Source organism: Sphaerochaeta halotolerans (assembly GCF_003429665.1).
GTDB lineage: Bacteria > Spirochaetota > Spirochaetia > Sphaerochaetales > Sphaerochaetaceae > Sphaerochaeta > Sphaerochaeta halotolerans.
In genome coordinates this window covers 84,725-95,843 of sequence record NZ_QUWK01000012.1, presented here as the reverse complement: position 1 = coordinate 95,843, position 11,119 = coordinate 84,725, and the positions used below count along the sequence as shown (strand labels likewise).

General features: G+C 49.0%; 9 protein-coding genes, 2 tRNA genes and 1 riboswitch. Of the genes, 8 read left to right on the top strand and 3 right to left on the bottom strand.

All coding sequences use genetic code 11. The annotated features are described in order from the left end of the window. Nucleotides 1–420: 420 nt before the first annotated feature. From DYP60_RS11305 to DYP60_RS11285, 5 genes are all read left to right on the top strand, one after another. A complete protein-coding gene (locus DYP60_RS11305) occupies nucleotides 421–1,767 on the top strand; it encodes an MATE family efflux transporter (RefSeq protein WP_117331122.1) in 1,347 nt (448 codons plus the stop codon). A gap of 18 nt (nucleotides 1,768–1,785) precedes the next feature. Next, entirely contained in the window at nucleotides 1,786–3,144 is a 1,359-nt protein-coding gene (locus tag DYP60_RS11300) for an ATP-binding protein (RefSeq protein WP_117331121.1), read from the top strand. 66 nt (nucleotides 3,145–3,210) lie between these two features. After that, nucleotides 3,211–4,140: an AEC family transporter gene (locus tag DYP60_RS11295; RefSeq protein WP_117331120.1), complete on the top strand. Its 930-nt coding sequence runs from the start codon at nucleotides 3,211–3,213 to the stop codon at nucleotides 4,138–4,140. A 143-nt stretch (nucleotides 4,141–4,283) separates the two neighbouring features. Then, nucleotides 4,284–4,356, top strand: a tRNA-Lys gene (locus DYP60_RS11290). Between the two features lie 30 nt (nucleotides 4,357–4,386). Continuing rightward, nucleotides 4,387–4,458, top strand: a tRNA-Glu gene (locus DYP60_RS11285). A gap of 11 nt (nucleotides 4,459–4,469) precedes the next feature. Here the strand turns inward: DYP60_RS11285 and DYP60_RS14450 are convergent. Both DYP60_RS14450 and DYP60_RS11275 read right to left on the bottom strand, forming a co-directional pair. Next, nucleotides 4,470–4,697, bottom strand: coding sequence for a hypothetical protein (locus DYP60_RS14450; protein ID WP_206363135.1), 228 nt, complete (start codon nucleotides 4,695–4,697; stop codon nucleotides 4,470–4,472). A 35-nt stretch (nucleotides 4,698–4,732) separates the two neighbouring features. Next, the gene (locus DYP60_RS11275; protein WP_117331118.1) at nucleotides 4,733–6,001 is read right to left on the bottom strand and encodes a cation:proton antiporter; all 1,269 of its coding nucleotides are present in this window, start codon (nucleotides 5,999–6,001) and stop codon (nucleotides 4,733–4,735) included. Between the two features lie 21 nt (nucleotides 6,002–6,022). Beyond that, nucleotides 6,023–6,108, bottom strand: a riboswitch (Fluoride riboswitch). An 80-nt stretch (nucleotides 6,109–6,188) separates the two neighbouring features. On the opposite strand from DYP60_RS11275, the gene DYP60_RS11270 reads away from it, so the two are divergent. From DYP60_RS11270 to DYP60_RS11260, 3 genes are all read left to right on the top strand, one after another. Continuing rightward, nucleotides 6,189–7,253 carry a M42 family metallopeptidase gene (locus tag DYP60_RS11270; RefSeq protein ID WP_117331128.1) on the top strand — a complete coding sequence of 355 codons (1,065 nt, stop codon included), beginning with the start codon at nucleotides 6,189–6,191 and terminating at the stop codon, nucleotides 7,251–7,253. A gap of 61 nt (nucleotides 7,254–7,314) precedes the next feature. Beyond that, nucleotides 7,315–8,685, top strand: a complete 1,371-nt coding sequence (locus DYP60_RS11265; RefSeq protein ID WP_117331117.1) for an aldehyde dehydrogenase — start codon at nucleotides 7,315–7,317, stop codon at nucleotides 8,683–8,685. Between the two features lie 8 nt (nucleotides 8,686–8,693). Continuing rightward, the gene (locus tag DYP60_RS11260; RefSeq protein WP_117331116.1) at nucleotides 8,694–9,596 is read left to right on the top strand and encodes a hypothetical protein; all 903 of its coding nucleotides are present in this window, start codon (nucleotides 8,694–8,696) and stop codon (nucleotides 9,594–9,596) included. Between the two features lie 49 nt (nucleotides 9,597–9,645). Here the strand turns inward: DYP60_RS11260 and DYP60_RS11255 are convergent, their stop codons facing one another. Next, nucleotides 9,646–11,118, bottom strand: coding sequence for an L-fucose/L-arabinose isomerase family protein (locus DYP60_RS11255; RefSeq protein WP_117331115.1), 1,473 nt, complete (start codon nucleotides 11,116–11,118; stop codon nucleotides 9,646–9,648). Nucleotide 11,119: the final 1 nt, after the last annotated feature.

Sequence of the window (11,119 nt, the reverse complement as noted above, 5' to 3'; positions counted from 1 at the left end):
CCCGGCTTGCATTGCTTGTAAGTTTTCCCTGTAATTCTCGCACGAACGTAGCTTGTTACACTATCGTTCTTCATTCTTGTGAATTGACTGGGAAGCCCCACCTAGGGTTGCTTCCTTCCTGTTCTCATCTCTTCCCTGCGCTCTGCTTTCATAAATCTTCCCGCCCCCCTCCCGGGTGGCGCTCGGTCAACTTACCCGATTTGCCGCCTGTCAGTCAAGGCCTTTCGGGCCTTTTCCCCAAAGCTCCCTGCGAAGCTTTCCCGGCGGCCGGCGTAGGCCGACAAGAAGTGACTATACAGGACTTCCCTTTTACTGTCCAGTAGCTTTGGGAAAATCATGTGAGAAAAAATATCTTTCTTGAGATACTTGCCCAAACCTTTTGTTGGCGATACGATGCCCCTTCGAAGGAGCATCGTTCCAATGCAACAAGATATGACCAGGGGCAATCCTCTTCGGTTGATTTTCTTTTTTATGCTTCCCATTCTTGGAGGCAATCTTTTTCAACAATTCTATACGATGGTGGATACCTTTGTAGTTGGCAGATTTATCGGTGTTCAGGCATTGGCAGCAGTTGGCTCTACCGGACCGATCACATTTTTTGTCCTTGGGTTCGTTATCGGCTTGAATGCAGGATTTTCAGTAATCATCAGCCAGAAATTCGGGGCAAAGGATGAGAGAAGCATGCGAAAAGCTGTTGCCATGAGCATTCTCTCGGCGCTATTCCTCTCTGTACTTGTTTCTTTTCTTGCTATAGCTTCCACCCGAACACTGTTGGAAGCACTCAATACCCCAGAGAATATCATACAGGATGCACATGACTATCTGGTTATTCTCTACCTGGGCATCATTGCCACCATCTATTACAACCTGCTGGCGGCAATACTCCGGGCATTGGGCGACAGCAGATCCCCTCTCTACTTCTTATTGATAGCAAGTGTGCTGAACATCATTGGAGACCTTGTTTCTGTCATCATCCTGGAGTTGGGGGTAAAAGGAGTGGCGCTTGCCACAGTCTCCAGTCAAGGAATCTCCGCCTTGCTCTGTCTTTTCTATATACATAGGCATTACCCGATCCTGCACCTCAAGAGAGAAGATTGGAATATTGACTGGCCCATGATTGCAAGGCTGTTGCGCATCGGTTTGCCCAGTGCGCTCCAGTTCTCGGTCTGTGCAATCGGTGTCATGATCGTGCAGTCAGTCATCAACACCTTTGGAAGTGATACCGTTGCAGCGTATTCGGTCGGAACACGAATTGAGCAACTGGTTACCCAGCCGTTGATGACCCTTGGCCTTGCCATGGCTACCTACAGCGCACAGAATCTGGGAGGAGGCTACCTCTTTAGAATCTCTCAAGGTCTGAAAAGTGCTCTTATGCTGAACGTTCTCTTCAGTCTTGCAGCGTTTCTTCTGGTGTACTTTGCAGGCGATTCTCTCGCCATGCTCTTCATTGATGCCTCACAGAGCCGTGTTATCGAACAAACCAACCAATACCTCTCCCTTATTTCATATTTTTTTATCCCCCTTGGGCTCATCTTCGTTCTCCGTAACACCAGCCAAGGGCTTGGCTCAGGGTTGATCCCCATGCTCTCTTCCCTCCAGGAACTGTTGTTTCGCGCGCTGGCTGCCTTCACACTCCCAGGACTGTTGGGATATAGAGGGATTATCCTTTCCAGCCCAATGGCGTGGATAGCAGCAGCCATCCTCCTTATCTTTGCCTATCGACTACAAATGCGTCATTTCCGCTACATCATGAAGCAGAGTTCCTGATGATTGCCCTTACTGGGTATGCAAATATACGGATATCAACGAACCGGTTTTACAGGCACCCTGCTCCGAGTACAGGTGGCAACAACTACATCCAGCTTTACCATCCATGGGATCAGTGAGGCCAAAGCATCTCGATTGAAGCAGGAATTGAGGGCTTACTATCAAGGTCCACTTCCCCGTCTTTCAATACAAGTGCCGCCCCACGCATCCATCGATAACATCATAGCACCGGTTCTGCTTGCCATGCTGTGTATAGAAAAAAATCTTATGGCATTGAGTAGCCATTCCATCCTGCTCTATGGAACCATTGATTTATCAGGCACCCTGACAAGTCCCCCACCTCTAGAGAAAGAACTGACACAGTTGTGCACTGAAGCTGGAATTGCATTGATTTTGAGTGGAGAAAACATCTCCCCCATCCATGAATACTGCATTCCGTGTCCCTCCATTGCCTCAGCTCTCAGTCAACTCTGGAGATTTGCGTTACGTCATCCAGGACATGAGGCACCAAACAGGATGGCCAGCAAGGAACATACGCTGAAGGGAGATCCTTTTTCTGGCATCCTTGGATTGTATGAAGCTAAGCAAGCTCTTTGCTACGCAGTAGCTGGAGAGTTGCCGCTCTTGTTTTATGGACCGCCTGGAAGTGGAAAAAGCCTGTTGTTGAACAGGACCAAACAGTTGCTACCTCCCCTTAAGGGAGAACGGGCACAAGAAGTCTGGGCAATTCATGGGAGAAAAAAAATAGAATCTCCGCTATTGAGGCTGGAGACGGGAATGAGCCAGCAGAGACTACTCTCTGGGAACCCTCCTTGGGCAAGCCTGGCTCATGGAGGTGCGCTGCTCGTGGATGAACTTTCCGACCAGAAACCAAAAGTGAGAACTGCACTTTCACAGTTGCTGGACACATGCAAAATTGGGGATTATCCACTTCAATGTACCTTAGTAGCGGCTATGAACGGATGCCGTTGTGCTAATCTGGGCAACCCGAATGGAATTTGTCGCTGTACAAATGCCCAGATTGACCAATTCTGGGGACAAGTCGGCTGGCCATTGCTTGACCGTTTCGCCATCGCAATCGCCCTGGAACCGGAGCCATTACTGGCGGGATCTGTCCAAGCATTTCATGTTGACATGGAAGCCATGGAACATGTTCGTTCTCTGCAATCGGTGCGGAAACAGGAAGGCATAGCGCATTTGTTCCCCCGTTACAGCAAAGTGATGGCCCATACCCAGAGAAGTCTCAGGAGAGCAAAACTCTGTTGTACCCTTGCACAGGTAATCGCCGACTGGGAAGGAAAGGAAGAGGTAACCCTGGAGATTATGGAACAAGCATACTCGCTTTACCTACTGCCCAAAGACCGCCATTACCACTAGCGATTTGGATCATTAGCCTTTATACTTATTGGCAACAACCATCATTATTGCTGAAAGAGGAAATCAATGATTGAACAACTTCTCCCAGTCGTACCACTATTACTACTTTTCTTGTTGGGTTATGCGCTCCAGCGCACCAATTTCTTTTCCACCGAATCACTGTCACACGTAAAAAGAATCGTATCCGACCTGGCATTGCCTGCTTTGCTGTTTCAAGCCTTTTCGGCAATAGAACTGGAAAGTCGCTATCTAATTTTAGTGGTCCTCATTTTTGCCGTGTGTCTGATCATGGTGATTTTAGGTCACTATATTGGAAAGCTCCTGAAGATACACAGTCCCTACTTTGCCTTGATGATGACTGGATTTGAAATGGGAATGTTTGGGTATGCAGTGTTCGTATCATTCCAAGGGGAAGCACACCTTGGAAAGATTGCATTAGTCGATCTTGGGCAAGTGATTTTTGTTTTTACTGTTTTGATGGCATTGCTGATCAAGCATCGTGATGGGACAGCAAAAGGCAGTGACTTGCTGAGAAGAATTCTCACCAGTCCGGTAATACTTGCAATTTTGGCTGGTCTTGCAACCAGTTTCATTGCTCCACAAGTCCCGAGTTCTCCCATTTGGGATACGCTCGCTGAAACGATTGACCTACTTGCCCGATTAACGGTTCCCCTCATTGCAATTACCATCGGATACGGAATCCACATCAGGAAAGAATTGATAGGAAAATCGCTGAAGACAATCCTTGCAAGAAGGGTGTTGCTTATCCTTTTTGCACTCCTTCTTAATGTGTTGGTTGTCGATTCCTTGTTGGGAATGGACAAAATGTACCAAGTTGCGCTGATGACGATGTTCCTTACACCCCCACCGTTTATCATATCAATCTATATGCGCACTGATGAGAAAGGTGAATCTGATTATGTAGACAATACCCTGTCTTTGGATACGCTTATCTCCATTGTTGCGGTGGTAATCGCATCAGCGTTGTATGCTTGAGGTCGCCATCCGATTCGTAATGTTTGAAGGCAGGAACACCGTATCAACAGAGAGCAATCGGGGAGCACACTTGATGTAGCAATAATTCATCTCAAGTAGTTGACACCCTTTTGAGCTCTCTGGTATAGTCCATTACGTTGCAAGGGCCGCTAGCTCAGCTGGTAGAGCAACGCCCTTTTAAGGCGTGGGTCACAGGTCCGAATCCTGTGCGGCTCATCTTGCCTCTGTTTTTAACATGCTTGTTTTGTCTCCTTCGTCTAGTGGTTAGGACATCGGGTTTTCATCCCGACAACAGGGGTTCAATTCCCCTAGGAGATGCTTAAGGGAGCCTACCGTCTGGTAGGTTCCCTTTTCCTTTCAATACCGCAAGCATGTAATTGAAAGCTCTGGGCACCGAGCCCATCAGAAAGATCGACATCACTCTTGACTTCCCATAGAACCCGTTGTACAAAGGAAATACAGGATGGTCTTCTGGTAGCTTCATATCTCCCAATCGCTACCAGCCATCCGTGTGATGTACCCTTCTTCCGGGCTGCAATGTATTTGCTTGTAACCACACCCACAAGCATTTGGATTGCAGCTCCCTTTATGATCAATCCTTCAACAAATCATACTCAGCTTCACTCGCTTCCATAGCATGGGAGCTCGATCCACGTGTTTCATCCACTGAAAGCAGATGATCACCACCCCAGCTGATTGCAAATGCACCAAGGGGAGCCGTGATGAGGATACTCATAACTGCAACGGCCAAGATGATCTGACCTGGTCGGGTATCCATACCACGCTCACTCATCGCTGCCAAGGGTGCAGACCCGATTGCCGCCTGTACCGTAGCCTTGGGGAGGTAGGAGATGACAATGAACAGTTTTTCTTTGAAATTGAAACCAGAGCCAAGTGTACAGAGATAGGTACCCACTGAACGCCCTACCAATGCAACAAGAATTAGTAAGATTGAAGCCAATCCTGCTTCTTTCGCAGCATGGAGATCAACTTGGGCTCCTACCATCGCAAAGAGCACTATCTGGGCAAATACCCAGATTTTCCCCAGTTTGCTGGATAATTCGTGAGCCATCGACTCCCTCTTTTCCAAAATAATGAACCCAATAGCCATTACCGCCAAAAGGGCTGCGAAAGGAATATGCTTAGCTTCCAGGAGGTCTCCAATGTGGACTAGGGCGATGGCGATTGCCAAGAGTGCCATTGTCCGTTTGGTTGCACGGGGATTGTACCGCTCGAATACCTTGATCAGGAATCGGGCAATCAGATATCCCACCATGATTGCAAAAACCAAAGACAAGGGAATGGAAGCAATCATCCAGGAAATATTCACTGCATCACCCAGATAAAGAGAGATGGCGATACTGTAGGCAACAATGACCGTTACATCATCCAAACTTGCGCCAGCCAACACCAAAGTCGGGATAGCCTTCTTGGTGCCCCTGCCCTCCTTGATTAACTGGACCATCATCGGCACCACCACCGCTGGAGAGACTGCCGCTAGGACACATGCGAGCAGTACACTCTCCCCCCTGCTTACTGAGAGCAGTGAAGGAGCAAGGGCAATAATGAGTGCTGCCTCAAAAAGTGCAGGAAGGAAAGCAAGCAGTACTGCTTGAAGCCCCACCTTATGCAGACTTTCTCGCGAGAGCTCCAACCCAGCACGCAACAGTATCACGATGAGGGCAATCATACGGAGGTCTGAGCCAATCCGTATCAGGTCTGGATCGAGCAATCCCAATACCTGTGGCCCCAGAACCATCCCTATCGCCAACATCCCAATGAGTGGGGGAACATGGATACGCTGTAATAGATATTCAACAAGAAGGCAGAGAATCATCAACTCCGCAAGACTAAGTGCCATAGTACACCTCCAGACCCTAGATAGGTTGCAGGAGTTATCAGCAGCAGCACCGCCTGCGGTTTTCTCTGATGAAGGAAGAGACGGCGAACCCCATCGCCTTCCCCATTGTAAAAAATGCCTTGCTTCTTGGTCAAGTGAGGTTATTTGACGGGTGTACAACTCATAGAATCTATGGATAATAATGACCATGACAAACATTAATCGAATACAACGAATCTGTGATGCCAACGGCATTTCAGGGTTTGAAGATGCCGTGCTTGAGGTAATTCGCACAGAAGGAACACACCTGGGTAGTTTTGCAGAAGACTCATTGAGAAATCTCTACCTCACCAGAACACAAAACCAAGAAGGAAAGCCAACTGTGCTGCTTGACGCACACACCGATGAGGTGGGTTTCATGGTCAAATGCATCCGTGATGATGGCATGCTTGAATTCATCCCTATCGGGGGGTGGGTAACCACCAATATCCCTGCCCATATGGTACGGGTACAGAGACGGGACGGATCCACGATTCCCGGCATCGTAGGATCGAAACCCCCTCACTACCAGAGTGAGGCAGAGAGAAAGAGTGTTCCTGATATCTCCAGCCTATTTATCGATATCGGTGCATCCAGCAAACAACAGGCAATCGAAATGGGAGCTGAAGTGGCGAGCCCAGTCATTCCCGAGGCAACCTGCACATACAACCCGGAGACAAACTTGCTCTTCGGCAAAGCATTCGATTGCAGGCTTGGTTGTTCAACTATCCTTGATGTCCTTGAAGACCTGCAAGAAGAAACACTGGATGTAAACCTCGTCGCTGGATTCGCCAGTCAGGAGGAAGTGGGTTGTCGTGGAGCACAGGTGACGGCAAAGAGGGTTAATCCGGATGTAGCAATTTGCTTCGAGGGAAGTCCGGCTGACGACACCTTCCTTCCCCCCTATCAGATGCAGACCATTGTGGGAAAAGGCCCCATGCTTCGGTTCATTGACGCAAAGATGATTACCAACCCAAGGTTCCAACGCTTTGCGCTCGATCTTGCAGAGAAACACCAGATACCCGTGCAACAAGGAGTCAGGAATGGTGGAGCAACCAATGCAGCTGCATTGCACTTGGCTGGACAAGGTATTCCTACCATTGTAATCGGTATCCCGGTCAGATATGCGCACACGCACTGGGGAATCAGCAGTGTTGAAGACGTAGAAAACTCAATCCGTCTTGCAAGGGCTATTCTCAGTAATCTCAATGAGGAGATAATCACTGGGTTCTGATGCATTGATTTTGACAAACAGGTAACCAGGTGTCATACTGGCATAAAAGTGGGGAATACTCATGAATGAAGTGCAGCTCTGCATCACTGAGATGCGTACATTTTTCCGTAATGGTTCAACCCAGTCAGTTGCATGGAGAAAGATCCAGCTCAAACGGCTGAAGGATGGTATCAAAGAGCATGAAAAACAGATTCTTGATGCTCTTTTCGAGGATCTGGGTAAAACTGACTTTGAAGGATACGCAACAGAGCTTGGGTTAGTGTATGCAGAGATAGACAAACACCTCAAGCATCTGGATGCATGGACTGGCAAGAAACGGGTGAGAAATACCTTACTCTCCTTCCCTTCCAAGGCCTATACGATCTCCATCCCCTTGGGGGTCGTGTTGATTATGAGTCCTTGGAACTATCCATTCCAACTCACAGTCGCTCCCCTGGTCAGTGCCATGGCAGCCGGTAACTGTGTCATTGTCAAACCTTCCAGGTACAGTAGTCATACCTCCCAGGTCCTGGAAGCGCTGATCGCAAAGCTCTATCCAAGCCACTATGTGACCGTATTCCAGGGAGGCAGCGAGATGAATCAGGAGCTGCTTTCCCACCGCTTTGACCATATATTCTTCACAGGCAGCCCCACCGTTGGGCGCGTGGTCATGGAGGCAGCGGCGAAGACGCTCACCCCGGTCACCCTAGAACTGGGTGGAAAGAGCCCCGCTCTCGTAGAAGCAAACAGCAATATCCCCCTTGCAGCCCGCAGAATCATCTGGGGAAAATGTCTCAACGCTGGACAGACCTGTATCGCACCAGACTATGTCCTGGTTGAACGATCGGTAGCTTCGCAATTGATTGAAGAAATGAAACAGGCAATCACCCGTATGTTCGGGAATGACCCACTTCATAGCAATGACCTACCACGTATCATCAACGAAAGACACTTCAACCGACTCATCAGCCTTTTTGAAGAGGGAACACTTGCCTATGGGGGGCAGATCGACCCAAAGAATCTGAAAATTGCCCCGACACTGATGACGGACGTACAGAAAACTGGTTCCTTGATGAGTGATGAAATCTTTGGCCCAATCCTCCCCATCCTTACCTATGAATCATTTGAACAAGCCATAAGCTACATCCAGGCCAGAGAGCACCCATTGGCGCTGTATCTGTTCAGCAACGACAAGGATCATCAGGAACACGTGGTACGAACCGTAAGCTATGGCGGGGGATGCATCAATGACACGGTCATGCATCTCTCCAACCCTCACCTCCCCTTCGGAGGAGTGGGGTCAAGCGGCATGGGGAGCTACCATGCAAAACAGGGGTTCGATACCTTCAGCCACCGAAAGAGCATATTGGAGAGTAAGACTTGGCTGGAGATAAAACTGCGTTACGCCCCCTATCGGGGGAAACTTGCTTTGATCAAACGATTGTTTTCATAGGAGGGTTCATGAAAAAGATACTAGGGTTGACACTGGTTCTCACCCTGCTTCTCACCGGTACGCTTGCCGCAACGGTTGATACGAGTCAGGCAGATGCATTGTATGAAATCGATTCATTTTCCCAGGCTGAAGCGCTGTTGGAAGCACAGCTTACCCAAGTAAACAACAACGCGGACCGCGCCCAAATACTGTGGCGTCTGGCCCGCCTTCAAGTATCACTTGGAGATGAGTTGGATGAGAATAACAAAGAGGGAAGATTTGCTTTCTATGAGAAAGGTGAACAGTATGCCTTGCAATCAATCGAAGCAAACGCTTCCTATGAAGGATATCTCTGGAAGTGTTCGAACATCGGTCGTTGGGGACAGACAAAGGGACCGCTGAATGCCTTGGGCAAAGCAAAGGGAATGCTTGAGGACCTAACCACGATTGTAAACACCCTGGGTGTCGTGGACTCCAGCGAAACCTGGTACGTACTTTCCAGCCTCTACGACGAACTCCCCGGTGGATTCCTCTCCTTCGGTAACAAGGAATGGGCAGTGAGTTATATGCGCATCGCCATGGATACCATTCCCAGCCATCTTTACTACCCCGCCCACTACCAGAAACTAGCAGAAGAACTGTATGCACGAAATTGGAGCGCCTCAAAGCGGAGCAAAGAGATGCGAAGTATGGAAAAGGACTGGAATAAAGCATCATCAAATCTTGAGAAATACCGCTACTACGAAGGTAAGGACGGGGGGAAATCCAAGCCGTTCTACTCATCAGTCACCCTGGACAGTATGAGTGACCGACAGGAAGCTGTCATGGTCCTCTCCTACGCACTCGCAAAAGCAACTATGCTGGAGCCGCTGAAAGAGAGTGATGCAGTAGTTGTTGAGGAAATCAAACAACTCGTGGACGATTGGACATAAACCACAGCCCCTGGAAATCCGGGGGCTGTAATTCAGGAGAGGCAGTATGCTAATGCTTGAACGGATTCTCTCCCTCGTAGGGTAATCCTTCCCTCTGGTTGTAAGCGATATCCTCAATTCCCAGATAGGTGAAAACATTGAACAAGGCCTTCCCCACATGGTTAAAGGCTACCGCCGCATGGTGCGGGTATGCCTTTTTCAGAAGCACATACCGATAGAACCGAGCCATTTCCTCAATCCCAATCACCCCGATGCTCCCAAAACTCTCACTGGGAACATCCAATACCTCACCTTGAGCAATATACGCGCGGAGTCGTCCTCGGGCATCCGCTTGCAGTCGATACAGGGTAATCGGACCTGAGACCAAGTCCCCTTCCATCGTCCCCCTGGTAATATCGGGTTCTGCAAGTTCTGGCTCGAGGTCCCGCTTCATGATCACCTGATACCCCATATGAGGATTCTTCAACAGGGAGCAGGAGGTGTTCCCACAGTGGAACCCCATGAACAGTTCATCATTTCGGTAAGACCGTTTTGCCCTGATATGCTCCTCATACATCTGGGAAGGAACCGTATTGTTGATATCCAGCAAGGTCACAGGTTTATCACTCACACAAATCCCTATGTATTCGCTCAGTGCCCCATAGATATCCACTTCACAGCTGACGGGAATACCTTGGGCAGTCAAACGACTGTTCACGTAGCAGGGAACGAAACCAAACTCCGTCTGGAACGCAGGCCAGCACTTGTTTGCAAAGGCAACAAACTGGCGGTCCCCTTTGTGTTCCTCAACCCAATCAAGCAAGGTCAGCTCATACTGGGCAAGCCTGGGAAGGATTCCCTCGTAGGGACTGCTGCCGATTTCTCCTGCCATTTCTTTTACCAAAGAATCTATGCGCTTGTCATCCTTGTGATGGTTGTAGGCAACAAGTAGGTCCAGCTCGCTGTTCTCCTCAATCTCCACTCCGAGATCAAACAATCCCTGGATGGGGGCATTACACGCCATGAAGTCCTGCGGTCTTGGCCCAAAGGTGATGATTTTCAGTTCTCTCAGGGATAAAACAGCTTTCGCAACAGGGATGAACTCCTCGATCATGGTGGCAACTTCCCGAGCACTGCCGATCGGATACTCTGGGATATGTGCTCGTAGTGAGCGAAGAGCCAAGTTGTAGGAACAGTTCAGCATTCCACAAAAGGCATCCCCTCTTCCATCATGGAGATCCCCATCGCCTTCCGCTGCTGCAACATACATCACCGGACCATCAAAATATTTTGCAAGCAGGGTTTCGGCGGTTTCCGGACCAAAGTTGCCTAGGAACACCACCAGCGCATTGACCTCATGCTTTGTCACATCCTCCAGGGCGATGCGCATATCTTTCTCATTCTCAACGGTAACAGGGCATTCATAGAGTGGATCCTGGTAGGCTTCCTTTACTGCTTTCCGTCGCCGTTCACTCAATGCTTTGGGAAAACAATTACGGCTCACAGAAACCAAACCTAAACGGACTTGTGCGATATTATTCATA